Source organism: Candidatus Methylolitoribacter marinus (assembly GCF_051853155.1).
In the GTDB taxonomy this organism is placed as follows: Bacteria; Pseudomonadota; Gammaproteobacteria; order Burkholderiales; family Methylophilaceae; genus BACL14.
Map to the genome: position 1 here is coordinate 724,936 of NZ_CP124221.1, position 23,912 is coordinate 748,847.

Below are 23,912 nucleotides of genomic sequence, written 5' to 3' on the forward strand. Positions count from 1 at the left end.
TTATAGTTGGAATCTTATGTTATTTAAAAAACATTTAACAGAAGCTGGAAAACCATATTGGAGACATTTTATGTTTGCTTTTAAGGCTGGTTTCCTTCTTATCTATGCTGGTATTGCCTCAATTATTCATGCATTAATTCCCTCTATATTTCCATTTGTAAGTCAAAAAATTGTCCAAAGGTTAGTAAAAGAATCTGAACAAGAAAGAAGATCGAAATGAAATACTTACTCATCCCCCTTTTAATCTTATTTAATTGTATCGTTCATGCATTACAAATTGGGGATACAACCCCTGACTTTAATGCAAACACAACGAAAGGCGATCTTAATTTTTACAAATGGTCTAAAGACAGTTGGGTGGTATTATTTTCTCACCCTGGTGACTTCACTCCCGTCTGTACTACTGAACTAGCTTATGCGGCTTTTCTGCAACCCGAGTTTGCTGACAAAAATGTCAAGCTTATCGGGCTTAGTGTTGATTCACTTGAGGACCATAAGGAGTGGATCCCGCACGTGAATGCTTACAAAGATAAAATTAAAACAGAATTCTCGCTAGAAAAATCTTTGGATAAGTTTACTGATGTATTTAAAAGCCGTCCTGATGTGGATTACCCGATCATCGCTGATACCTCAATGGAGATTGCAAAAATTTTTGATATGATTCACCCGAATGCTAATCCCAATGAAAGTGCCTTTGGAATCAAACATAAAGCCACTATAAGATCTGTATATATTATTTCGCCAGATAAGAAGGTCCAAACCATCCTCACCTACCCCATGCACGTAGGAAGAAACTTTTATGAAATTCTTAGGACGGTTGATGCCCTTCAAGTCGCAGATAAATATAAAGTTTCTACGCCAGCAAATTGGAATCCTGGGGATGAGGTGATTGTTCCCACCTACATTACCAACGACATGATAGAAGAGCATTACTCAACTAATGATTTCACCGAACATCAACAATATTTAAGGATGATTGAACAGCCTGGTTTTTATCAAGGCAATAAAAATAGAAATAAAAGCCGGATTTATAAAAAGTAATTAGTTTAGATCAAGAATTGTTAATGTACCCGCTTTCATATCAGGAACATAAACTTTTTTGTTATCTTGACTTAAACTTATATCGGCTGCCGCTTCAAACTTATCATTTACGAGCTCAGCTTTACCATCAATAAGCTTATAAAGCTTGCCTTCTAACCAACTACTTAAAAAGAAGGTTTCCTTCACTTTAGCAATTCCGTCTCCACCATTAAATCCATCGGCAATTTTCTTGAAAGATTTTTTGTTTAAATCAGCTTGAAAAAACTCACCAGCCCAGTCCAGAATATAGAGTGTCTCTCCATCTAAAAGAAGGCCGTTGGGAGCTTTAATTAAATTTCTCTCATCCTCAAATATCGTTTCTATTTCACCTGTGGTCTTGATTACAAAAATCTGACCCGTGCTCTTAAAATCACCTGAATCAGAGACATATAAATTTCCTTTATCATCCACGTCAATATCATTCAAGAAGACAGGACTTCTGGGAAATTGCATGGTGCCTGCATGCACGGCAGACGATTTACTTTTTAAATCAACCTTAACCACCACATCTCGATCGGTCACATATAATTTATTATCAAACAACACCAAACCTTTTGGGTCATATAAATCATCAACGATTGTGATGCGTTTTCCACTTTTATCAATCATTGTGATTTTTCCGTCTTTATCAACATCCCGCTCACCTATTTCTGAGACGTAAATATTACCGTCCTTATCCTGGGCAACTGATTCTGGCATCTTGAAACCATCGATGACGACATCAGCAAAGACTGAGCTTGATAACATACTTAAACCTAATAAAATCCAAAGTAATTTCATAAACATTCCTAAATAATTAACGTGTTAACTTCCAAACTGGTGATTTTCTTAGATCAGTAATTAAATAGATATCACCCTCTTGATCAATCTCAAAATCACGAATACGACCTATATCGCCACTGAGAATAACCTCTTCACCAACAATTTCTCCATCCTCAAAATCCAATCGGATAAGACTTTCACCATTAAGTGAACAGAGAATTAAATCGCCTTGCCACTCAGGGAAGGTTTTTCCAGTATAAAATTGTACACTGCTAATTGCCATTGAAGGTACCCAGTTCAGTTTCGTTGACGTAAATTGATTATCAAATGGTGATTTACCAATTTTAATGCCAGTGTATTCGCTACCACCCCATGATATATGTTTCCAGCCAAAATTTGCTCCAGGCTGAGCAATCGCAATATGATCGCCCCCTTTGGGGCCGTGACTGGAAAATAAAACATCATTTTCTGGTGTCAAAGTAATTCCTTGTGGATTTCTTACACCGATGGAATATATTTCGGGTAGCCAATCAGGATGAGATGTAAAGTGGGGGTTGTCATTTGGAACTGACCCATCTGTTTTAATTCGAACGATGCTGCCTGGATGAGTCGTCGGATCTTGTGCAATCATCTCACCCCCTCGCTCACCAAAACCGGCATATAGGTTGTCATCTTTTATTACGATGCGTGATCCATAGTGCCTATTTTCTTTTAGCTTCGGTGAGGCTATCAGAAGATTTTGAAAATCTATAATTTCATTAGCCTGCAGCTTACCCTTGGCAATTGCAGAACTCGAAAATTTACCATCATGATTGTAACTGTAAGTAAGATATAGATGGTTATCTTTTGGATTAAAATAAACATCCAACAACCCACCCTGCTTTCCTCCTGGCTTGTATTCAATGTGTTGAATGTTGTGATTAATTTGAGTTTTGTCGGCAGTTTGTTTATTAAATTTAAATAAACTGCCACCTTTTTCTGAAACGATCATCTCTTCATTACTAATTGAAGTAATACCCCAGGGATGTTCAAAAGAAACATCGTATTTTTCTAATCTAAAATCTGATTTTGTCTTTACATATTTTCTGTAATCACTTATTTTAGGATCAGCAAAAGTCAAAGAAATATGAAAACTTAGAATGAATAAAATTATCTTATTAAGCATATCAATTTAAAACGGCAAATATTGTTTATTAATTTTACTTAAAAAGTTGTACATTTGTTCCTTATTTATATTTTTGTCATATCAGTTTCATATCGAAAAAACATAATCCCTAATTCAAAAAAAATAATTCACATATTAATGAAAAATATCGATGTTGGCTTTATTAACTATAAAACACCTAAACTAACCAAAATCTGTTTAAAGTATTTAAAAGAAAATGTTTTAAATCAAGTAAATAAAATTTTTGTAGTTGATAATAATTCTCAGGATAAGAGTTTGGAGCTTCTTAAGAAGACTAAATTTATTAACCTAATTGAAAGAAAAACAATTGATAGTAATAGTTATCAAGCTCATGGCAGAGCTCTAGATTTAATTGCAAAAACTTCAACAGCTGATTACTTACTGATAATTCATTCAGATACTTTTATATACAGTAACAAATTAATTTCTAAGATGTTAAAAGAAATAAAAAGGAATAAAAATAATTTTGTTGTTGGATGCCTACAACAAACCAAAAAAAGTCTACTAAGAAGATTTACTAGACTAATCAAAAAATTTTTTCGTAAATATACAAGATTAATCTTGAATTTTTTTGGAGGCAATTATCGAGTATCAAATTTTAAAGAAGTGCATATAAAGTCTTTTTGCGCACTTTATAATTTAAAATTAATTAAACAGCATAATTTGAGCTTTTATAATGTCACTGTTGAAACACCCTCATACTATATTCAAGATTATCTCCAAAGCAAAAAATTTAAAAGGGTTATATGGTCGGATAAAAAAATGTTTTCATTTTTAGACCATGTTGAAGAAGGAACGAGAGCCGAAAACGGTAAGGTTTTTAAAAAACCAAAAAGGCTTTTAAGATACAAAGATCTTACTCAAATCTCATCTACATAATGAAGTAAGAAATATATGTGTTAACTAAAGATAATGGCGGAAGAGGTGAGATTCGAACTCACGGTGGGCGCGAACCCACGTCGGTTTTCAAGACCGGTGCATTAAACCACTCTGCCACTCTTCCGTGGTGCAAATTTTATCATAGGTTTGAAATCTGCAAAACTAATCTTTAAATATTTCTTCATGAAAACCGAAGTACCTGTAATCCTCTATTTTCATTGGATATAAAATCCCATCTAGGTGATCGCATTCATGTTGCACCACACGAGCATGAAAGTCTTCCACTTCCCTTTCAAATTTCTTTCCATCGGCATCATAGCCTTCGTATTTAATATGAGTGAACCTTGGTACAACTCCTCTGAGTCCAGGGACGGATAAACAACCCTCCCAACCATTTTCTTTGTCATCCGACAAGGGTGTGATGACTGGGTTAATGAGGACAGTAAAGGGAACGGCGTCTGCCTCTGGATAGCGATCGTTTGTATCAAACCCAAAGATGACTAAACGTTTAAAAACACCAATCTGAGGGGCAGCTAGACCAGCCCCATCATTCGCCTTCATGGTCTCTTTCATATCCTCAATGAGCGTTTTAAGGTCATCTTTTTCAAAATCTATCGGCTCACTCACCTTAAGGAGATCAGGATTACCCATTTTTAGAATATCTCTAATAGCCATAAGTTTTTACAAGGTGAATAAGGATATCGATGGTGTTTTTGATGGTTTGTTCCGAACTGTGGCTAAGCATGGCGGACGTGATTCCCTCTGCACTCTCTCCCCTTCCTGCTGCATGATTTGCTACAGGACAGATGGCAACATAGCTTAAATTTAACTCACGAGCTAGCGCTGCCTCTGGCATCGCTGTCATGCCCACAATCGTTGCTCCATCTTTTTCATAACGATCAATTTCCGCCGCAGTTTCCAATCGAGGACCTTGGGTTGCTGCATACACTCCTTCGCTGACAAAGTTGTATTTAAGTTTTTGTACAGACTGAATAATAATTTCTCTTAAACTCATATCATAGGGATAAGTGAAATCAATGTGTTTGACGGGGTTCTCTAACCCATCAAAGAAGGTGTTGTTTCTTCCATAAGTATAATCAATAACCTGATGCGGAATGACAAAATCTCCTACCTTGATTGATTTTTCAATAGATCCTACTGAAGCAATTGAAATAATAGACTTAACGCCAACCGATTGGAGGGCCCAAATATTTGCTCGATAATTAATATTATGAGGAGCCAAAGTATGATTAGCACCATGTCTCGCCAAGAAAATAACCTCTTTACCACCTAGATTACCAAAAATCAGGGGTTCTGATGGTTGGCCGTAAGGAGTTCTTACAATTTCACGGCGTATTATTTCAAGTCCCTCAATATTGCCTAGTCCGGATCCACCGATTATTGCTAGCAAAATAATTTATCCTTATATAATAATTAAATGAGATCAGATAATTATATAAGTCTAAAAGATAATCAAGTAATCAGAAAGCATTATGAAAACTTTTCTATTGCTAAATTTTTACCCAAGAAAAGTAAAAATGCCATTATTACCATCTATACTTTTGCTCGGATTGGAGATGATATTGCAGATGCCGAAAATCTATCAGCAAGAGAAAAGCAATCTCAACTCAAAAAAATGAAATCTCAGTTAGATATGATAAAAAAAAACTGTATCCCAAGCGAACCGCTATTTATTGACTTATTTCATCTCATTAAAACATATAAACTCAATATTCAATTCTTTTATCAACTCATGGATGCTTTTTTTCAAGACACAATCAAAAAGAAATACAAAAATGAAAAGGAGTTATTTGATTACTACAAAGATGCGGCGCATGCTGCTGGGAAGCTATACCTTCAAGTCAATAGGCTGGATTCAAAAGCAACGTATGCCCATGCAAATCATATTTGTTCTGCTTTTGCTATGATTGATATGATTCAAGATATCCGTGAAGATCTCAATAAAAGTCGAGTTTATCTGCCAGAATCATTGATTAAACAATATCAACTTAATGTTCCAGCACTTCAAAAAGGGCAATTTCTTGGAAATTGGGAAAATTTTAAAAATTATTGGACTGATCAAATCAATAATCGCTTAATATTAGGAAAAGACATTCTTAACTATGGAAATTGGCGTTTTAAATTTGAAATGAAATTATTAATATCAGCTGGCCTCATGCTTAGTCAAAAAATCAAAAAAGAAAAAAATCCATTCCACATAAAAATGAATGCCATAAGCTGGTTTATTGTTTTTACCAAGGCTTTTTTCCTGCGATGACTCCAGATCAGTATTGCAAAAAAAAACTCAAAGAAAGTAAGACCAACTTCGCCCTGCCTTTTCTCTTTCTCAATTCACAAAAGAAAAAAGCTCTGATTGCTCTGTACGCCTTTTGCCGTGAAGTAGATGATATTGCAGATAATTGTATTGAATATGAAGTTGGTTTAGCGAAATTAAACTGGTGGTACTCTGAAATCAACAATTTATACCAAGACAAACCTCAACATCCAGTAACCAAAGCTCTTTTAGAGCCGATTCAAAAATTTAATTTAAATCAGAATTACTTTATAGAAATCATTGATGGCATGAAAATGGATCTGGATTTTAATCGCTATCAAGATTTCAAGCAATTGCAACTATACACCTATCGAGCAGCCTCGGTTGTTGGTATTTTAGCAGCTCATATATTTGGGTTTGAGAACAAAAAAACATTAGATTATGCGCATAATCTGGGTATCGCACTTCAATTAACGAATATTATCCGAGATGTGGGCGAAGATATACGAAGAAATAGAATTTACATTCCATTAAATGACTTAAAACAATTTGATATTGATGAAAAAGATTTTAAAAGCAATATAGACAACCAAAAACTTATCAATCTAATGAAATATCAAATTGAACGTGCCAGATCATTCTATCGCAAGGCTTTTTCATTGTTACCAACAGAAGATAAAACCAATCAACTTCCTGGCATGATGATGGGTTACATTTACTATGATTTATTACTGTCGATTGAGGAAGGTAATTTATCCAATATTCTTAACGAGCGAACCCAACTCACACCGATAAGAAAAGGTTATATAATATTAAAAACAATAATAAAAATAATAACTTAGAATAATATTTTCATTTAAATTATTACTATTTAAAAGCCTCGTTTAATGCATTTTTGATATTATCAACAGGAATTAATTCGACATCATGAATAGTTTTTTTAGGCAGATTCTTTCTTGGTAAAATTATTCGTTTAAAGCCTAATTTTATAGCTTCCTGGATTCGCTCCTGCCCTCGTACAACTGGCCTTACTTCCCCTCCCAAACCAACCTCTCCAAAAATAAGAGTTTTGCTATGCAACTGTTTTTCTTGCAATGAAGACGCAATGGCAATCAAAACAGCTAAATCAACTCCTGGTTCCGCAATTTTAACCCCTCCAACCGCATTTAAGAAGACATCATGGGTATGACAAGATAAACCTAAGTGTTTATTTAACACCGCTAAGATCATTGATATTCTATTACTCTCCAAGCCAACCGATAATCTCTTCGGAGAGGATTGCTTTGATTCATCCACCAACGCTTGGAGTTCGATGAGAATTGGTCTGGTCCCTTCTTGCATGACGGTAACCACTGAGCCTGCTTGATCAAAAGAGGTTTCTGATAAAAATATAGCTGAGGGATTTAAGATCTCTTTTAAACCCTTTTCAGTCATTGCGTAAATACCCAGCTCATTGACTGCGCCATATCTATTTTTAATTGATCTTACTAAGCGAAAAGAGGAGTTTGATTCTCCTTCAAAATATAAGACTGTATCCACAATATGTTCTAGTACTCTTGGGCCTGCTATCGAGCCTTCCTTGGTCACGTGGCCCACTAAGATCATACTGACATCATTCGCTTTAGCCACTCTTGTCAATTGTGCAGCACATTCTCTTACCTGGGATACCGAACCTGGGGCTGAGTTTAGCTCCTCAGAAAAAAGGGTTTGAATTGAGTCAATCACCACCACACTAGGTTTTTCTTTCTCAATGACTGTAATAATGTTGTTCAAATTTATTTCAGACAGCACTAAAAGATCAGAAACCTCCAAATCTAACCTTCTTGCTCGCATAGCAACCTGCTCAATAGATTCCTCGCCCGTAATATAGATTACAGTTAATTCTTGATTTGGATTTTTTGTTAGAGAAGATAAAGCCTGAATTAACAACGTAGATTTTCCAATGCCAGGATCTCCACCAATCAATGTCACACCACCAGGAACAAGCCCTCCACCTAAAACACGATCAAGCTCTCCATTGTTAGTTGGATGCCTAAATATTTCGTTAATTTCTACTTCATTAATATTAATAAGATTAGATTTTTTGTTTAATGACTTAAAACGGGATGTTGAGGTCTGCAAGACTTGTTCCTCCAGACAATTCCACTCAAAACAATGTGGGCATTGGCCTTGCCATTTTGAAGACTGACCACCGCATTGTTGGCACTGATATAAGGTCTTTGATTTAGCCATAATTTATATCAACAGGTACCCTAGATGCTGATGAGATCGCACACAACAGCTCATAGCCAACTGTTTTGGCATTATGAGCCACTTCATCGACACTCAACTGTTCTCCCCATAGCTCAACCATAGAGCCATAATTTACATTTCCTAGGTCAGTAATGTCTACTGCAAGCATATCCATAGATACCCTGCCAACTGTGCTAGTTTTAACTCCATCAATAAGCACAGGAGTTCCGGTTGGGGCATGTCTTGGATAACCATCCGCATATCCACAAGCTACAGTCGCAATCCTCATATCTTTATTGGCAACAAATTCTTGGCCGTAGCCAACATTCTCTCCCTTTTTGATTTCCTGAATAGAAATTACCTCTGAACGGAGAGTCATGACGGGTTTTAAATCAGGTATCTTTTGTGAAAAATCGAATGGACTTGCTCCATACAGCATAATTCCTGGCCTAATCCAGTCTGCATGTGTCTTATTATCAGAAATCAGAGCCGCAGAATTTGCAAGAGAGAATGGTTCGTTGTAATCATTCATTAATTTTTCAATCTCCTGATACTGTTGATCAGTACCATTGGTTTTATCAGCATTCGCAAAATGACTCATAAATACAATCTCATTGATACGATCATCATTCTTTAGCTGATTGTAGACTTTTGAGATTGATTTAACTGAAAAACCAAGTCGGTTCATGCCCGTATTTACTTTTAAGTGAATATCAATCCGCTTATCATGTGGAAGTTGTCTTAATAATGCCAACTGGTAATCATTATGGATCACCAAATCAAAATGGTAAGCCGCAGCAATTTTCAGATCTTCCTTATCAAAAGCACCTTCTAGCAACAAGATTTTTTTATCAAACCCAGCCTCTCTAATCTCAATAGCATCTTCAATGGTGAGCACAGAAAAAGCATCTGCATCATTAAAGGCTCCTGCCATAAGAGTTAAGCCATGTCCGTATGCATTAGCTTTGAGTGTTGCCATAATTTTTGATGAGGGTGCTAGAGATCTCACATAATTTAAATTATGTTTCGCATTTTCAAGATTAATGAGAGCTTTTAGAGGACGCATTAGTCAGGAATATCATAGCCTACAGGATTGGCGTAATTTTCAAATTTTGTATATTCACCCAAGAATGTCAATTTCACCCTGCCTACAGGACCATTTCTTTGTTTAGCTAGGATAATTTCAGCAATCCCTTTGTCAGGTGTTTCAGGGTTATATACTTCATCACGATAGATAAACATAATGACATCAGCATCTTGTTCAATCGCGCCTGATTCTCTTAAATCTGACATAACTGGACGCTTATCCGGTCTTTGCTCCACACTTCGATTCAATTGTGATAAAGCGATAACTGGAACGTTGAGTTCTTTAGCTAATGCTTTTAAAGATCGAGAAATTTCAGATATCTCAGTGGCTCGATTTTCGGTCGATCCACCCGAACCCATTAATTGCAAGTAATCAATCACAATAAGACCCAATCTACCACACTGTTTATGAAGTCTTCTGGCGCGAGCTCTCACTTCGTAAGGGTTTAACGCGGATCCTTCATCAATAAAAATTGGCGCCTCATTAAGCTGACCGAGAGCGTAAGATAATTTTTCCCAGTCATTATCATCTAATTGACCTGTTCTCATCTTGTGCTGATTTAACTTGCCCACAGATCCAATTAATCTAGATACTAGTTGTGTTGACGCCATCTCCATGGAAAAAACCGCAGATGGCAAACCTGTATCTATGGCAACATATTCACAGATGTTCAAAGCAAGCGAAGTTTTTCCCATAGATGGACGACCAGCAATAATGATTAAGTCTCCAGGTTGTAAGCCTGAAGTCATCATATCCAGATCTTTATAGCCGGTTGGAATTCCAGTCACATCAGAGGGGTTATCTCTTTGAAATAATTGGTCAATTCTTTCAGCGACCTGAGGTAATAATTCTTTAATATCAGTAAATCCAATTCGATCATTTTTCCCAGCCTCAGCGATTTGAAAAATTTTTGACTCAGACTCATCTAACAATTGTTGAGCATCCCTCCCTTGAGGTGACAAGGCATTATCAACAATATCAGTTCCAACCTCAACTAGACTTCGCATGATTGATCGCTCTCTGATAATCTGAGCATACCCTCTAATATTTGCAGCCGTAGGTGTACTTTCAGCGAGAAGGCCTAAATATTCAAGGCCGCCAACTGTATTTAATTCTGAATTCGATTCAAGAGACTCACCAACGGTAACTATATCTGCAGGTTGAGATCTTTCAATTAATCGGTGAATGTGTTGATAGATAATTTGATGATCTTGTCGGTAAAAATCTTTAACTGAGACTATATCTGCGACTTTATCTAGTGCTTCATTATCAATTAACAAACCTCCAAGTAAAGACTGCTCAGCCTCTAATGAATGGGGTGGAAGTCTTAATTTGCTAATAGAATCGTCGGCCATTTATTGATTATAAACGATAAAAAAAAGGCTGCCAGTGGCAGCCTAATAAAATAAATTTTTATTCAGTTTCTCCGAGCACAGAGACCGTAATTTCAACCACTACATCGGCATGAAGAGCAATTGACACTTTATGGTCACCAACAACCTTAAGCGGGCCCTCAGGCATTCTAATTTCAGATTTAGTGACTTCATGACCTGCTTTTACAAGCTCTTCAGCAATGTCAAAATTTGTTACAGAGCCAAATAATTTACCATCTACACCAGCCTTTTGAGTAACTTGTAATGTGAAACCATCTAATTTTTTAGCACGATCCTGTGCTGACTTAAGAAGAGCTGCTTGTTGTTTTTCGAATTCTGCTTTTTTAGCTTCAAATTCAGCCATATTTGATTCGGTTGCTCTTTTTGCTTTACCTTGCGGGATCAGAAAGTTTCTGCCATAGCCGTCTTTTACTTTTACCACATCACCAAGGTTACCTAAGTTGGCAATTTTTTCTAATAATATAACTTGCATGCCTATCTCCTTAATGTTTATCCGTGTATGGAAGAAGAGCTAAAAATCTCGCGCGTTTCACAGCCGTTGTAAGCTGTCTTTGGTAACGTGCTTTCGTACCGGTAATTCTAGCTGGAATAATCTTACCATTCTCTAAAATAAAGTCTTTTAATAAATCAACATCTTTATAATCAACTTCTTTGATACCTTCTGCAGAAAAGCGGCAGTATCTTCTTCTTCTTATCATATCTCTTGCCATATCATTTGCTCCTTAACTTATATTCTTGAATATGAAATAACAGCTGATTCGATTTTTTTGACTTTCTATCTAAAAAACCTTTAAATTGGTAAGTTTCGTTAATCTTAAAACCTTCTTTTACCAAATCGCCTATTACTACTGCATTTATCTCAAATTCAACAAATTTAAAAAAATGTTTTTTACTTGAATCTTCAAAATGAATTGTTAAATTTCTGATTGGAATATTTGCTGGTGAGTATCTAATGTCATCAAGACTGGATACTACTCCAACCAATATCAATTCATTCAAGATTCGCTAGTTTCCTCTTCTTTAGTGTCAACTACTTCTTTATCGCCAACAATTGTTTTAGATTTCTCTTCTTTCATCATAGGAGATGGAGAAGTCACTGCATCTTTTGTGGCAAATGTAAGATGTCTTAAAACAGCATCATTAAATTTAAATGATGTTTCTAGCTCTTCAAGAGTTTTTTGATCACATTCAATATTCATTAAAACATAATGGGCTTTATGAATTTTTTGAATTGGATACGCTAACTGTCTTCTTCCCCAGTCTTCAAGACGGTGTATGTTGCCAGAGTTTGTTTTTAGGAGGGTTTGATATCGCTCAATCATCGCAGGAACTTGTTCGCTTTGATCAGGATGAACGATAAATACAACTTCGTAGTGTCGCATAGTGTTTCCTCATGGTTATAGCCTCCAGTCATATGCTGTGAGGCAAGGATTAAAAAAACAAGATTATACTAACATTTCAAAGAATATCAATAAAAACAAACAGCCTCTAGGACATATGGTCTTTTAAGTTGGGTCCGTATACTTTGACTTTTAAAAATTTGATTTCATCTCTAACCTCAGCTGCTTTTTCAAATTCTAAATTTCTTGAAAACTTCTGCATATTTTTCTCAAGTTTGGAAATTTCTTTAATCAGTTTTGGTTCAGTTAGGTCTTCATATTTTCTATATTTCTTCCGCTCAGTTTGATTAAGCTTAAATGATTCAGTATCTATTTCTTTTTCAATAATATCTTTAATTTTTTTTCGAACTCCAGCTGGAGTAATATTATTTTCTGCATTATAGGCAATTTGACGTTCACGTCTGCGTGACATTTCGCTAATGGCGGACTTCATACTTCTAGTTTCTTGATTTGCGTAAAATATTACTCTTCCATCTAGATTTCTTGCAGCTCTCCCCGCAGTTTGAATCAATGAACGCTCAGATCTCAAAAAACCTTCTTTATCAGCATCTAAAACGGCAACTAAACCTACTTCGGGAATATCGAGGCCCTCCCTTAAAAGATTGATACCAACAAGAACATCAAATTCCTTTAAGCGAAGATCACGAATAATCTCCACCCGCTCCACTGTGTCAATATCTGAATGTAAGTATTTCACCTTAATGCCATTTTCAATTAAATAATCCGTTAAGTCTTCTGCCATTCTCTTAGTCAAGGTGGTGACTAACACTCTGTTATCTTGTGCAGTGGTTTTTTTTATCTCGCCCAGCAAGTGATCAACCTGCGAGTCGGCTGGATAAATCTCTATCTCAGGATCCACCAAACCAGTTGGTCGAGCAACCTGTTCGACGATAATTTTTGAATGCTTATCTTCATAATCTGCTGGAGTCGCTGAGACAAAAATACATTGCTTCATGAGGTTTTCAAACTCTTCAAATTTTAACGGGCGATTATCCATAGCAGACGGCAATCTGAACCCAAAATCAACCAGATTCTCTTTCCTTGCCCTATCCCCTTTGTACATTCCGCCAATCTGAGGAATGGTAACGTGACTTTCATCAAAAAACATTAAAGCATTATCAGGCAAGTAATCAATCAATGTTGGTGGAGCCTCTCCTGTACCCCTCCCTGATAAGTGTCTAGAATAGTTTTCAATCCCCTTACAAAAACCAATTTCATTAAGCATCTCAATATCGAATTTTGTTCTTTGCTCTATCCGCTGAGCCTCAACCAGTCTTTTTTCTTTAAGATAAAAATTCACCCGCTCATGAAGCTCCACTTTAATCTTTTCAATTGCATTCACAACCGTTTGCCGAGGAGTAACATAATGACTGGATGGGTAAACCGTAAATCGTTTGATTTTATTAAAAAGTTGACCAGTTAACGGATCAAATAAAGTAAGACTTTCAATTTCATCATCAAACATTGAAATTCTTAAAGCAGTTTCCGAGTTCTCAGCTGGAAATATATCTATCACGTCTCCGCGAACACGAAATGTTCCCCTTGCAAAATCAAAATCATTTCGATCGTACTGCATCGAAACAAGTCTTTGCACAATATTTCTTTGTAAGATTTTTTCTCCTGACTGAATATGCAAAACCATTCCTTGGTAATCCACTGGGTCACCAATACCATATATGGCCGAAACAGAAGCAACAATAATCGAATCATCACGCTCTAAAAGAGCCTTGGTTGCAGAGAGGCGCATTTGCTCAATATGATCATTTATGCTTGAATCTTTTTCTATAAAAAGATCTCTAGCAGGAACATAGGCCTCAGGTTGATAGTAATCGTAATAAGAGACAAAATACTCAACAGAATTGTTAGGGAAAAATTCTTTGAATTCTGAATACAGTTGTGCAGCTAAAGTTTTATTAGGCGCCATGACAATGGCAGGCCTTCCAGTTTGAGCAATTACATTTGCAATCGTAAATGTTTTTCCTGAGCCTGTTACACCTAGCAATGTCTGGAACTTCTCATTTCGATTTATTCCGTCGATTAATTGCTCGATAGCTTTCGGCTGATCACCTGATGGCTCAAATGGAAGAGCTAACTCATAAGGACTGTGCGGATATTTTTTAAATTTGACTTCATTCATAAACCTTAAATACTATCAGCAAAAGAACTTTATAGTCTTAGTTCAGTCATTAAAATATGAAAAAATTAATATTATCTCTCATTCTTTTGTCTTCCACTGTTGTAGCATACGACCAAGCGGCATTAATGCACGCATACAACTCTGTGGTGATGATCAGAGGATATCAAGAAAACGGATCGCTTGGTTATGGGTCAGGAGTGATTGTTGGTGAAAATGAAATTGTCACAAATTGTCATGTCCTTCGTGGAACAAAAAAACCTTGGGTATCTCAGGGTGACACAACATACTCCATAGTCTCAGTTAAATCGAATCCATGGCATGATCTTTGCCTTTTAGAAGTTCACAATTTAAATCGAACTCCCATTTCACTTAGTACTTCAAAACTAAATAAAAATGAAGAAGTGGTAGGTATTGGTCATTCTAATGGTGCCCCCGTGCCTTTGACTATTGGAGGATTAATTATTGCAACTTATCCAAATCAAAACGGTAACCTTATTCTTTCAAGTGCTAAATTTCGATTAGGTGCGAGTGGTAGCGGGCTCTTCAACATGAATGGTGAGCTTGTTGGTATAAATACTTTTAAGACGACAGGTTATGGAACCTATTACGCTGTCCCTGTTGAATGGGTAAAAGAGTTAATGGCTAAAAAAGAATTTGATGATTTTCCGATTGATGGCAAAGCCCTGTGGGAGGAAGACGAGGACAAAAAACCTTACTATTTGAGGATAGCTGTGCCGAAGGCAAAATTGGAATGGAATAAGGTTGTTCCGTTAGCTGAAGAATGGACAAAGATAGAACCCGAAAATACTGAAGCATGGTATGAATTAGGTTATGCTTATTTATCCATGGAAAAATATATTGATGCAAAGGAAGCATTTATAAAATCTAATCAATGTGATAATAAAAATATTGACCCATTATTCGAGTTAGCTAAGCTTTTTAAAGATGAAGACCCAGGTATGGCTTATGCATATTATCAAAAACTAAATCAAATTAATCTTGATAAGGCGCTCGAATTAAAAGATCTTTTTGAGAAATAATTCTTCACGTGTAGTCAATTATTTTGTAGAATCTTAATCTTTACATACTTTTATTTAATTACTCACCTTGTCTGAAAATATTACTCTATCTTCTGCAGTTCAACGCATTAAAGAATCCCCAACTCTAGCTGTAACCGCAAAAGCTTCTTTATTAAAATCACAAGGGATAGATATTATTGGTTTAGCAGCGGGTGAGCCTGATTTTGATACTCCCGATTTTATTAAAGAAGGTGCTATTCAAGCTATCAAAGAAGGTAAAACTAAATATACTCCGGTTGGCGGCATACCCACTTTAAAAAATGCCATTGTTGATAAGTTTAAAAATGATAATGGCTTAGATTATAAACCAGAAGAAATAGTTGTCGGTGTTGGCGGTAAGCAATGCATTTTTAATTTATGTTTATCCATTTTAGATCCTGGCGATGAGGTATTGATACCCTCTCCTTATTGGGTTTCTTATGAGGATATTACTGTACTTACTGGTGCTAAAGCAAAAATTATTTCAACGACCATTGAAGATAATTTTAAAATTACACCGGAACAACTCGATAATGCCCTTACAGAGAAAACAAAATTAGTTTTCTTAAACTCACCCTCAAATCCAACAGGATCTGTTTATACAAAAGCGGAATTACTTCAACTAGCAACAGTATTTCAAAAATATCCGAATGTGATCATCGCCTCCGATGATATTTATGAGCATATCAATTTAAATAATCAAGCATTTAATAATATAGTTATGGTTGATCCGAGTTTAAAAAATAGGTCAGTAATTATCAATGGTGTATCTAAAGCATACTCCATGACTGGATGGCGAATTGGTTATGCTGCTGGTCCAGCAAAAATTATTAAAGCCATGACTAAATTACAATCACAGTCAACATCCAACCCTTCATCTATATCCCAGGCTGCTGCCGAAACGGCTCTTAGGGGAAATAATGAATGTATTGCGGAAATGGTTAAGGAATTTAAACTCAGACATGCTTATGTTGTAGAAAATATTAACAGTATTCACGGATTAAGTTGCATTCCTGCAGAGGGGGCTTTTTATGCATTTCCTTATGCCCAAGATGCCATTGATCGGTTGTTTGATGCAAATATTATTTCAAAAAATAACGATATCGGGTTATGCGAATATTTATTAGAGAAAGCCAATGTTGCCGTAGTTCCTGGTTCGGCTTTTGGTGCCGAAGGTTACTTTAGATTATCCTTTGCTACCTCAATGGAGAATTTAGTTGAGGCTATTTCTCGAATCAAAAAAGCAATCGAAATTTAATTGTATTTCAATATTGACCAAAAGCCATTTTCTGTTTACCATCTCACTTCTCTTCCCCAATAGCTCAGTCGGTAGAGCAACGGACTGTTAATCCGTGTGTCCCTGGTTCGAGCCCAGGTTGGGGAGCCAAATTCAGAGCCACATCATTTGATGTGGCTTTTTTTATAAGATCTTCTGATAAAGTCGTTTAACAAAATTAAATCTAAACAGCATGACCAATACTGCGCAAATAATGATGCTGAACACTACTACCATTGAAACGATATCAATAATTTCTTCTGATCCGGGGACATTATGAGTTAAAGGAATGGAGGCTAACACTGCCGCTGCCAATCCTTTCGGCGCCATCATTGAAATATATGACTTATCAATAAAATTCGTCTCTTTAAATAAAACCTTTGTCATTGGGATTCTGAAAATAAATATGAAAAAAACTAGAGCAATAGCAAATACAAGAAGACTGTACTCCTTAATTTCAAACTGAATTCCCAAGAAAATAAAAAAGAAAATTTTAAGTAAAAAAACTAATTCTCTATAAAAATCTAGCTCTGTTTTTGTTAGTGGCTTAATTTCATGTTTGGCTAAAATGAAATTATTAATGAATCCGAAAGACTTATAGTTAGTTAGAATTAAACCAAATGCCAATGCTGCAATTGGACCTGAATAAGAAAATAATTCGGTTATTCCATAGACAATAAATAGCCAAGCAATGGTAGTTGTTAAGGTGTTTGGGAAATTTTTTATTTTATCAATAATTATAAGCCACAAGGTACCTGCAAAGAGGCCAAACACTATTGCCATGATAAATGACGCGCCAATGCTTGAAATAAACTTAATGACATTAAAAGCCTGATCCTGCTCATAAAATTCGACAAGAGAGAATAGAGTGAGAATACAAAGCACATCAGTTGCTGCTGATTCAAGCAACAGGGTTGTTTTCGTTGTTGGCTCAATATCTAAAACATTAGTAATTGGGACAACTACGGCTGAGGATGTGCCGCCTAAAATAACGCCTAGCATTAAGCTAGAAAGAAAATTCAAATCTAAAAAACTTAATGAAAAAAAAGTAACAATGACTGTGGTTACAATAAAACTGGCAAGAGTTAAAAAACCAGAAGTTTTAAATGAGCTCATCAGAACCCTAAAGTTTAATGAACAGCCGCTTTCGAAAAGTATGACTACCAAAGCAATCGTCGTAATCACCTCTCCAATTTTTCCAAAATCAGAAGGCGAGACTATATTAAAAACTGGACCAATTACAATACCAAAGATAATAAGAATTAATACGTCAGGAATTAAGGTTTTTTTAAAAACAAAACTTAAGGCATGAGCAGCAAAAATAAGAAGACCTACAGCAAGAATTATTTGGTACATAATTTTAAGATTTTTAAATAATTACATATAATAACCCGATGCAAAAAATTGTAAATGAAATTGATATCGCCCTAGTTGGTGGCGGGATAATGAGTGCCACTTTGGCAACAATCCTGCATGAAATTGATCCAAAATTAAAAATTCATCTCTTTGAAAAATTACCCTCTTGCGGTGAAGAAAGTTCTGCTGCTCTTAATAATGCTGGCACAGGTCATGCAGGAAATTGTGAATTAAATTACACGCCTGAAAAAAATAATAATATTAATATTAATAAAGCGCTTTCAGTATGCGAAATGTATGAACTATCCTTGCAATTGTGGGCTTATGTTGTTAAAAATGATAAGAATATTCTTCCAGAATCCTTTATTACCAAATCATCGCATGCCAGTTTTGTATGGGATAAAGTCAATACAAAATTTTTAGAAAAAAGATTTAAGCTAATCAGTAAACAACCACTTTTTAAGGGTATGACTTTTACTAAAGAAGCACAAAAAATTAAATCGATTTTTCCGCTCCTTATTAAAGGACGTATAAATGATGATAATATCGCTCTCACAAATTATGAATTCGGCACGGATGTTAATTTTGGTCAGCTAACATCTATCTTAATAAAAAGATTACAGAAGAATGCATATTTTAAGATACATACCAATGAACACATATCCAAAATCAAAAAAATAAACAACTGTTACCATTTTCAAACTCAACTAGGTCAGATACATGCAAAATTTATTTTTTTAGGCGCGGGTGGAAATTCTATTAAAATTCTTCAAAATCTCAGGCTTCCCCAAGCGAGAGGGTATGGTGGTTTTCCAATCAGTGGTAAGTGGTTAGTATGTGATAATAAAAATATAATACAACAACATAAGGGTAAGGTTTACAGTCAAGCTGAAACGGGATCACCTCCTATGTCAGTTCCTCACCTAGATATTCGCAACATCAATGGAAAACAATCATTACTATTTGGACCATTCGCTGGTTTCACGTTTAAGTTTTTAAAATCAGGATCTTTTTTAGATTTTCCCAGCTCAATTAAAATATCAAACTTAAAAGAAATCTTAACTGTTGGTATTAAAAATTTAAATCTCCTTACCTACTTAATAAAACAAGCCTTACAAAATCATAAAAATCGAATGAAACATTTAAGAAAATTTTATCCTGAGGCAAAGTCATCTGATTGGAAATTGATATCTGCTGGCCAAAGAGTACAGATCATAAAACCCTCAGACGGTTTGTTTGGTAAATTGGAATTTGGAACAGAGATTATTTACGATCACAAAAAAACACTAGCTGCCCTTTTGGGCGCATCACCAGGAGCATCAGTATCAGCAGCCTCAATGCTTGAAATTGTTGAAAAATGTTTTTTAAATCAAAATCAGGAATATACAAAAAAACTAAAGAAAATTTTTCCAAGTTATGGAATTAAATTAAATGACAATCCAGAGATGCTTCAAAAAGTGAGGAATTCCTACAGAAAAATTCTTAAACTATTGTAGCTTTCTTCTAATCTCAGCAACACAAATACCGGTTGCAACAGACACATTAAGGCTTTCAATAGAACCTGTCATTGGGATTGAGAATGTTAAGTCACATTTATCTTTGGTCAGTCTTCTTATTCCCTTTCCTTCAGAACCCATCACTAAGGCAATATTTCCTGAGAAACTTTGATCGTAAATTGATAACTCGGAATAGCCATCAGCAGCATAAATAAAAAAGTCATGCTCTTTTAATAAATCAATGGTTCTTGATAAATTTGTCACTGAAAAAAAGGGAATATGATTAACAGCTCCGCTTGCGACTTTTGAAACCACGGGGGTGATCCCAACAGAATTATTTTTTGGAACAATTATCCCACTGAGATTAAAAGCGCTAGCAATTCTAAAACAAGCACCTAGATTATGTGGATCTTGAACTTCATCGAGGATCAAAAAGAAATGTTGCTTGATAGTATTAGCTAAAAAATCTTCAAGACTCAGTTTTGATAAAGAATCATTTTTACTCGATGCGGCAATAAATTGATGGTTATTGTCATTAAAGTTGTTTTTAAACCATTGAGCATCCATAAAGCTAACTGGGATTTTATTTTTTTGGGCAGCTTCAATGACCCGCATCACTTTTTCTGAATTACGATCTTTACAAACATATAGTTGATCCACATGATTACCTCTAACGGCCCCATCAACTGAATGCATCCCATAAATTAAATTAGACATTCTATTTATTCTTTAAATAAGTAAAATCAATTTTTCCAAGTTCTAAATCTACTCGAATAAGTTTAACTATTAACTCATCCCCCAGTCTAAATTTTTTCTTTGTTTTTTCCCCTTCAAGCATCTGTTTCTCTTTATTGAAAACAAAATAATCATTTCCGAGCTCTGTTACATGAACTAAACCTTCAATATGCAATCGTGGAATTTCAACAAAAATTCCAAAATTTGTCACGCTAGAAATAACAACATCAAATTTCTCACCAACCCTGTCTTTCATATAAAAACATTTCAACCAGTTTTCTACATCTCGGGTTGCTTCATCCGCCCTTCTCTCAGTGGATGAACAATGATTTCCAATAGATTCTAGATTTTCCGCTTTAAGTTTCTTTTTATTTAAAAAAGATTTAATCAAACGATGCACAACTAGGTCTGGGTATCTTCTAATTGGTGAAGTAAAGTGCGTATATTTCTCATACGCCAGACCAAAATGCCCCTTGTTTTCTGCGCCATAATTAGCCTGTTGCATAGACCTTAAAATCATAGTTTGCAGCATTTGGAAATTTTCTTTATTTTTAATTTTATTGATTAGTTCCTCATAATCCTTTACATCCGGACTTAAACCACCCTCCATATGTACTTTGAAATCTGATAAAACAGATTTAAGAATTTCAAGTTTTTCTTCCTTTGGTTTTTCATGATTCCTAAACAGTCCAATTTTTTTTGATAATAAATAATCAGCTGCACTGACATTAGCAGCAAGCATGCATTCTTCTATTAATCGATGTGCTTCATTTCGTGCCAAAGGGACAATATCCTTAATTTTTCCACCCTCATCAAATAAGATTTGAGTCTCTATTCGGTCGAACTCAATTGCATGTCTTTTATTTCTGGCTTCACTTAGAGTCTGATAAACTGACTTTAAAATATCAAGGAAATCAATTAATTCTTTTGGATGCTCTTTTTGATTCTTTCTTTGAAAAATTAATTGATCAACCAAGGTATAGGTCAAGCGATGTTTTGAATTAATAACCGCAGGGTAAAATTTATGGGATTGAACCTCTCCTGTTTTTGAAATAACCATATCTGCAATCATGACCAATCGGTCAACATTTGGATTAAGCGAGCATAATCCATTAGAAAGCTTTTCTGGAAGCATAGGAATGACTCTTCGAGGAAAATAAACCGAATTTCCTCTATCAAATGCTTCCTTATCTAAAGCTGTTCCCTCTTTGACATAATAACTGACATCCGCAATACCAACTAACAACTTAAAGTGTTCTTTATGATTTTCAGCATACACGGCATCATCGAAATCTTTGGCTGTTTCACCATCAATGGTTACAAAGAATTTATCTCTCAGATCAACTCGATCTTCCAAATCAGATTCATTGATTTCAGAAATTTTCTCTAACTCTTTTTCAATTTTTTTATCAAATCTAAAGGGAAGGTTATGCTTTCTTAAGGCAATTTCAATTTCGATACCACTATCATCCAACTTTCCAATAATCTCAATAATCTGACCCATAGGCTTAATATTCATGGCTGGCTGAGTAGTAATTTCTACTTCGACTATATCGCCTGGGACTGCATCCATGTCTTTGCCATATGGAATAATAATATCTTGATGAATTCTCTTATCCTCAGCAGCAACAATGGTGACGCCATAAGACTGAACTACGCGACCAACCAAAACCTTATTAAATCTTTCTAAGACTTCAACGATAGTTCCTTCCGCTTTACCCTTTCGATTTAAACCAGAAATTTGCACCATCACTCGGTCGTTATGAAAAACTTTACCCATTTCTTTTTGGTTTAAAAAAATATCATCATGATCTGGTTCGTCTGGTATCAAAAAACCATAGCCATCTTGATGGCCTTGGACTTTTCCAGAAATACAATTCAGTTTTTCGGCAATACAAAATACATCTTTTCGATTTTTTAAAATCTGACCATCTCTTCTCATAGCTTTTAAACGATGAGTTAATGCTTCTTCTTCAGATTTTTTTATATGTAATAGCTTAATAAGCTCATTTTTTTTAATTGGTGTGCCATATTTATCCATAATATCAAGAATAAATTCTCGGCTAGGAATGGGATGTGAGTATTTTTGAGACTCTCTTTTAAAAAAAGGATCTTTTGCTATTTTATTCGATTTTGTTTTAGCTGGTTTGCGCATATAAATTCACGTGATTTCTTTCAATTCCTTTATTATCTAAGCCAAACCCATAGACATAAAGATTTGGTACCTCTAACCCTTTAAAATCTGCGTCAATTTTTGCTTTTGTATTTGGTTTATAGAACAAAACACAAGAAGTAACTGTTTTAGCTCCCAGTTTTTTTAAAGTTGAAACACATTCAAAAAGAGTTTTTCCTTCATCGAGTATATCGTCAATCAGCAATACATGCTTGTTCAATACTTCATCCCTAGAGGGTTTATAGATCCAATGGCCATTTTCTATACCATTGTTGTCTATATATCTTGAATAGTGTAAGTAATTAATATGTAGAGCTTTGTGATTTAACAGTGGCAATAAATGCCCTGCAAAAACAAGAGATCCAGTCATTACAGGAGCAAAAACTATCTCCTTGTTATGAAATTTAGAATTGATCTGATTAGCTAAGTTGGAAATTGAAGCGATGATATCTTTATAAGAGTAAAGACATCGGTCTGGTGTTGGAGAAATCATTTAATTTCTCTTATATAGTCTTTTAATTCTTTACCAAATTCACTATTTTTAATTCCATAATCAATATTTGCCATCAAATACCCTAACTTTGAGCCACAGTCATATCGTTTACCCTTAAATGAATAAGCAAACACCTCTTCTTGTTTTAACATTAATTTGATGCCATCAGTTAATTGAATTTCGTTACCAGCGCCAAAGGAGGTTTTTTCTAAAAATGACATCAGTGTATTCGAAAAAATGTAACGACCGACAACCCCAAGGTTCGAGGGTGCAAATTCTGGATCAGGTTTCTCAATGATGTTACTAAGCTTCACCAGATCTGAATCAAAATTATTTGAGTCAATCATGCCATATTTATTGGATTCCGATTTGTCTACATTTTGAACTGCAATCACGGACTTTTGCTGCTCATTATACTGCTCAACTAATTGCATTAATACGCCAGGTTGCGCATCGATCAGGTCATCTGCTAGGGATACCGCAAATGGCTCTTCACCAACAACCGGCTTGGCTTGCAAAATTGCATGCCCCAATCCGAGCGGTTCACCTTGTCTAATATAAATACAGGATACATCTTTCGGAACAATCTGGTTCATTTCATCCATTAATTTTGCTTTTTTTTCATCTACATTAGAAAATCTTTCAAGAGTAGAATCAAAATGATCTGTAATGGCTCTTTTAGATTTACCAGTAATAAAAATAAGATCTTTAAAGCCAGCCTCAATGGCTTCCTCAACCGCATATTGTATTAAAGGCTTATCTACAATTGGTAGCATTTCCTTTGGTGTTGCTTTTGTTGCTGGCAAAAAACGAGAACCGAGTCCCGCAACTGGAAAAATAATTTTTCTTAATTTTTTCATATTTAAAACTTTATTAAATGAACTTTATATTAT

Annotated in this window: 25 protein-coding genes and 2 tRNA genes; 9 read left to right on the plus strand and 18 right to left on the minus strand. The window is 35.2% G+C overall.

Annotated elements, in window-relative coordinates; translation table 11 throughout:
- Positions 1-16: 16 nt before the first annotated feature.
- Entirely contained in the window at positions 17-220 is a 204-nt protein-coding gene (locus tag QFA95_RS03895; protein WP_486462231.1) for a DUF6356 family protein, read from the plus strand.
- Entirely contained in the window at positions 217-1,041 is an 825-nt protein-coding gene (locus QFA95_RS03900) for a redoxin domain-containing protein (protein ID WP_486462232.1), read from the plus strand. The genes QFA95_RS03895 and QFA95_RS03900 overlap by 4 nt, the downstream gene beginning before the upstream one ends.
- Here QFA95_RS03900 and QFA95_RS03905 read toward each other — a convergent pair whose 3' ends face one another.
- Entirely contained in the window at positions 1,042-1,860 is an 819-nt protein-coding gene (locus QFA95_RS03905) for an SMP-30/gluconolactonase/LRE family protein (RefSeq protein WP_486462233.1), read from the minus strand. It abuts the gene before it with no gap.
- A gap of 16 nt (positions 1,861-1,876) precedes the next feature.
- Positions 1,877-3,007, minus strand: a complete 1,131-nt coding sequence (locus QFA95_RS03910; RefSeq protein ID WP_486462234.1) for a PQQ-dependent sugar dehydrogenase — start codon at positions 3,005-3,007, stop codon at positions 1,877-1,879.
- Between the two features lie 138 nt (positions 3,008-3,145).
- Between QFA95_RS03910 and QFA95_RS03915 the strand changes: the two genes are divergently transcribed.
- Positions 3,146-3,907, plus strand: coding sequence for a glycosyltransferase family 2 protein (locus QFA95_RS03915; RefSeq protein WP_486462235.1), 762 nt, complete (start codon positions 3,146-3,148; stop codon positions 3,905-3,907).
- A gap of 34 nt (positions 3,908-3,941) precedes the next feature.
- Here the strand turns inward: QFA95_RS03915 and QFA95_RS03920 are convergent.
- The 3 genes from QFA95_RS03920 to QFA95_RS03930 form a co-directional block, all read right to left on the minus strand.
- Positions 3,942-4,031: transfer RNA gene (locus QFA95_RS03920), tRNA-Ser, on the minus strand.
- 38 nt (positions 4,032-4,069) lie between these two features.
- Positions 4,070-4,582 (minus strand): peptide deformylase, encoded by a 513-nt coding sequence (gene def / locus QFA95_RS03925; protein WP_486462236.1) that lies wholly within the window; start codon positions 4,580-4,582, stop codon positions 4,070-4,072.
- Positions 4,572-5,318, minus strand: coding sequence for an S-methyl-5'-thioinosine phosphorylase (locus QFA95_RS03930; protein ID WP_486462237.1), 747 nt, complete (start codon positions 5,316-5,318; stop codon positions 4,572-4,574). The genes def and QFA95_RS03930 overlap by 11 nt, the downstream gene beginning before the upstream one ends.
- Positions 5,319-5,345: 27 nt before the next feature.
- Between QFA95_RS03930 and QFA95_RS03935 the strand changes: the two genes are divergently transcribed.
- Positions 5,346-6,185 carry a squalene/phytoene synthase family protein gene (locus QFA95_RS03935; protein WP_486462238.1) on the plus strand — a complete coding sequence of 280 codons (840 nt, stop codon included), beginning with the start codon at positions 5,346-5,348 and terminating at the stop codon, positions 6,183-6,185.
- Entirely contained in the window at positions 6,182-7,024 is an 843-nt protein-coding gene (hpnD, locus tag QFA95_RS03940; protein WP_486462239.1) for a presqualene diphosphate synthase HpnD, read from the plus strand. Before QFA95_RS03935 ends, hpnD begins: the two co-directional genes overlap by 4 nt.
- 25 nt (positions 7,025-7,049) lie before the next feature.
- Here hpnD and radA read toward each other — a convergent pair whose 3' ends face one another.
- The 8 genes from radA to uvrB form a co-directional block, all read right to left on the minus strand.
- Positions 7,050-8,414: a DNA repair protein RadA gene (radA, locus tag QFA95_RS03945; RefSeq protein WP_486462240.1), complete on the minus strand. Its 1,365-nt coding sequence runs from the start codon at positions 8,412-8,414 to the stop codon at positions 7,050-7,052.
- Entirely contained in the window at positions 8,407-9,480 is a 1,074-nt protein-coding gene (gene alr, locus QFA95_RS03950) for an alanine racemase (protein ID WP_486462241.1), read from the minus strand. Before alr ends, radA begins: the two co-directional genes overlap by 8 nt.
- Positions 9,480-10,856, minus strand: coding sequence for a replicative DNA helicase (dnaB, locus tag QFA95_RS03955; protein WP_486462242.1), 1,377 nt, complete (start codon positions 10,854-10,856; stop codon positions 9,480-9,482). The genes alr and dnaB overlap by 1 nt, the downstream gene beginning before the upstream one ends.
- Before the next feature lie 58 nt (positions 10,857-10,914).
- Positions 10,915-11,367, minus strand: a complete 453-nt coding sequence (gene rplI, locus QFA95_RS03960) for a 50S ribosomal protein L9 (RefSeq protein ID WP_486462243.1) — start codon at positions 11,365-11,367, stop codon at positions 10,915-10,917.
- A gap of 10 nt (positions 11,368-11,377) precedes the next feature.
- Positions 11,378-11,605 carry a 30S ribosomal protein S18 gene (rpsR, locus tag QFA95_RS03965; RefSeq protein WP_009851961.1) on the minus strand — a complete coding sequence of 76 codons (228 nt, stop codon included), beginning with the start codon at positions 11,603-11,605 and terminating at the stop codon, positions 11,378-11,380.
- A gap of 1 nt (position 11,606) precedes the next feature.
- Complete coding sequence (locus QFA95_RS03970) at positions 11,607-11,894, minus strand: hypothetical protein (protein ID WP_486462244.1); 288 nt, start codon at positions 11,892-11,894, stop codon at positions 11,607-11,609.
- Positions 11,891-12,277 (minus strand): 30S ribosomal protein S6, encoded by a 387-nt coding sequence (gene rpsF / locus QFA95_RS03975; RefSeq protein WP_486462245.1) that lies wholly within the window; start codon positions 12,275-12,277, stop codon positions 11,891-11,893. The genes QFA95_RS03970 and rpsF overlap by 4 nt, the downstream gene beginning before the upstream one ends.
- Before the next feature lie 106 nt (positions 12,278-12,383).
- Positions 12,384-14,432, minus strand: a complete 2,049-nt coding sequence (gene uvrB, locus QFA95_RS03980) for an excinuclease ABC subunit UvrB (RefSeq protein WP_486462246.1) — start codon at positions 14,430-14,432, stop codon at positions 12,384-12,386.
- Positions 14,433-14,488: 56 nt separating this feature from the next.
- Between uvrB and QFA95_RS03985 the strand changes: the two genes are divergently transcribed.
- The 3 genes from QFA95_RS03985 to QFA95_RS03995 all read left to right on the plus strand — a co-directional run bounded on the left by QFA95_RS03985 (position 14,489) and on the right by QFA95_RS03995 (position 16,877).
- Positions 14,489-15,472, plus strand: coding sequence for a trypsin-like peptidase domain-containing protein (locus tag QFA95_RS03985; RefSeq protein WP_486462247.1), 984 nt, complete (start codon positions 14,489-14,491; stop codon positions 15,470-15,472).
- 67 nt (positions 15,473-15,539) lie between these two features.
- The gene (locus QFA95_RS03990; RefSeq protein WP_486462248.1) at positions 15,540-16,748 is read left to right on the plus strand and encodes a pyridoxal phosphate-dependent aminotransferase; all 1,209 of its coding nucleotides are present in this window, start codon (positions 15,540-15,542) and stop codon (positions 16,746-16,748) included.
- A 53-nt stretch (positions 16,749-16,801) separates the two neighbouring features.
- A tRNA-Asn gene (locus QFA95_RS03995) sits at positions 16,802-16,877 on the plus strand.
- A 33-nt stretch (positions 16,878-16,910) separates the two neighbouring features.
- Here QFA95_RS03995 and QFA95_RS04000 read toward each other — a convergent pair.
- Positions 16,911-18,122 (minus strand): cation:proton antiporter domain-containing protein, encoded by a 1,212-nt coding sequence (locus tag QFA95_RS04000; RefSeq protein ID WP_486462249.1) that lies wholly within the window; start codon positions 18,120-18,122, stop codon positions 16,911-16,913.
- Between the two features lie 38 nt (positions 18,123-18,160).
- On the opposite strand from QFA95_RS04000, the gene mqo reads away from it, so the two are divergent.
- Complete coding sequence (gene mqo / locus QFA95_RS04005) at positions 18,161-19,618, plus strand: malate dehydrogenase (quinone) (RefSeq protein WP_486462250.1); 1,458 nt, start codon at positions 18,161-18,163, stop codon at positions 19,616-19,618.
- Here the strand turns inward: mqo and rlmB are convergent.
- Genes rlmB through galU form a run of 4 tightly spaced genes read right to left on the minus strand, consistent with a single transcriptional unit; the run spans position 19,610 to position 23,879 of the window.
- Complete coding sequence (gene rlmB, locus QFA95_RS04010) at positions 19,610-20,335, minus strand: 23S rRNA (guanosine(2251)-2'-O)-methyltransferase RlmB (protein WP_486462251.1); 726 nt, start codon at positions 20,333-20,335, stop codon at positions 19,610-19,612. The two genes, mqo and rlmB, sit on opposite strands and share 9 nt — an antisense overlap.
- A gap of 1 nt (position 20,336) precedes the next feature.
- On the minus strand, positions 20,337-22,508 hold the full coding sequence (gene rnr, locus QFA95_RS04015) for a ribonuclease R (RefSeq protein ID WP_486462252.1): 2,172 nt from the start codon (positions 22,506-22,508) through the stop codon (positions 20,337-20,339).
- Positions 22,492-23,019 (minus strand): phosphoribosyltransferase, encoded by a 528-nt coding sequence (locus tag QFA95_RS04020; RefSeq protein ID WP_486462253.1) that lies wholly within the window; start codon positions 23,017-23,019, stop codon positions 22,492-22,494. The genes rnr and QFA95_RS04020 overlap by 17 nt, the downstream gene beginning before the upstream one ends.
- Positions 23,016-23,879, minus strand: a complete 864-nt coding sequence (gene galU / locus QFA95_RS04025) for a UTP--glucose-1-phosphate uridylyltransferase GalU (protein ID WP_486462254.1) — start codon at positions 23,877-23,879, stop codon at positions 23,016-23,018. The genes QFA95_RS04020 and galU overlap by 4 nt, the downstream gene beginning before the upstream one ends.
- Positions 23,880-23,912 lie beyond the last annotated feature (33 nt).

Bases quoted from the DNA above. Each gene is read 5' to 3' on its own strand.
- QFA95_RS03915 (WP_486462235.1), top strand. From the start codon at position 3,146: ATGAAAAATATCGATGTTGGCTTTATTAACTATAAAACACCTAAACTA.
- QFA95_RS03900 (WP_486462232.1), top strand. From the start codon at position 217: ATGAAATACTTACTCATCCCCCTTTTAATCTTATTTAATTGTATCGTT.
- mqo (WP_486462250.1), top strand. From the start codon at position 18,161: ATGCAAAAAATTGTAAATGAAATTGATATCGCCCTAGTTGGTGGCGGG.
- rpsF (WP_486462245.1), bottom strand. From the start codon at position 12,277: ATGCGACACTACGAAGTTGTATTTATCGTTCATCCTGATCAAAGCGAA.
- dnaB (WP_486462242.1), bottom strand. From the start codon at position 10,856: ATGGCCGACGATTCTATTAGCAAATTAAGACTTCCACCCCATTCATTA.
- galU (WP_486462254.1), bottom strand. From the start codon at position 23,879: ATGAAAAAATTAAGAAAAATTATTTTTCCAGTTGCGGGACTCGGTTCT.
- QFA95_RS03985 (WP_486462247.1), top strand. From the start codon at position 14,489: ATGAAAAAATTAATATTATCTCTCATTCTTTTGTCTTCCACTGTTGTA.
- rpsR (WP_009851961.1), bottom strand. From the start codon at position 11,605: ATGGCAAGAGATATGATAAGAAGAAGAAGATACTGCCGCTTTTCTGCA.
- QFA95_RS03905 (WP_486462233.1), bottom strand. From the start codon at position 1,860: ATGAAATTACTTTGGATTTTATTAGGTTTAAGTATGTTATCAAGCTCA.
- rnr (WP_486462252.1), bottom strand. From the start codon at position 22,508: ATGCGCAAACCAGCTAAAACAAAATCGAATAAAATAGCAAAAGATCCT.
- rplI (WP_486462243.1), bottom strand. From the start codon at position 11,367: ATGCAAGTTATATTATTAGAAAAAATTGCCAACTTAGGTAACCTTGGT.
- def (WP_486462236.1), bottom strand. From the start codon at position 4,582: ATGGCTATTAGAGATATTCTAAAAATGGGTAATCCTGATCTCCTTAAG.
- alr (WP_486462241.1), bottom strand. From the start codon at position 9,480: ATGCGTCCTCTAAAAGCTCTCATTAATCTTGAAAATGCGAAACATAAT.
- QFA95_RS03895 (WP_486462231.1), top strand. From the start codon at position 17: ATGTTATTTAAAAAACATTTAACAGAAGCTGGAAAACCATATTGGAGA.
- hpnD (WP_486462239.1), top strand. From the start codon at position 6,182: ATGACTCCAGATCAGTATTGCAAAAAAAAACTCAAAGAAAGTAAGACC.
- QFA95_RS03910 (WP_486462234.1), bottom strand. From the start codon at position 3,007: ATGCTTAATAAGATAATTTTATTCATTCTAAGTTTTCATATTTCTTTG.
- uvrB (WP_486462246.1), bottom strand. From the start codon at position 14,432: ATGAATGAAGTCAAATTTAAAAAATATCCGCACAGTCCTTATGAGTTA.
- QFA95_RS04000 (WP_486462249.1), bottom strand. From the start codon at position 18,122: ATGTACCAAATAATTCTTGCTGTAGGTCTTCTTATTTTTGCTGCTCAT.
- QFA95_RS04020 (WP_486462253.1), bottom strand. From the start codon at position 23,019: ATGATTTCTCCAACACCAGACCGATGTCTTTACTCTTATAAAGATATC.
- rlmB (WP_486462251.1), bottom strand. From the start codon at position 20,335: ATGTCTAATTTAATTTATGGGATGCATTCAGTTGATGGGGCCGTTAGA.
- radA (WP_486462240.1), bottom strand. From the start codon at position 8,414: ATGGCTAAATCAAAGACCTTATATCAGTGCCAACAATGCGGTGGTCAG.
- QFA95_RS03935 (WP_486462238.1), top strand. From the start codon at position 5,346: ATGAGATCAGATAATTATATAAGTCTAAAAGATAATCAAGTAATCAGA.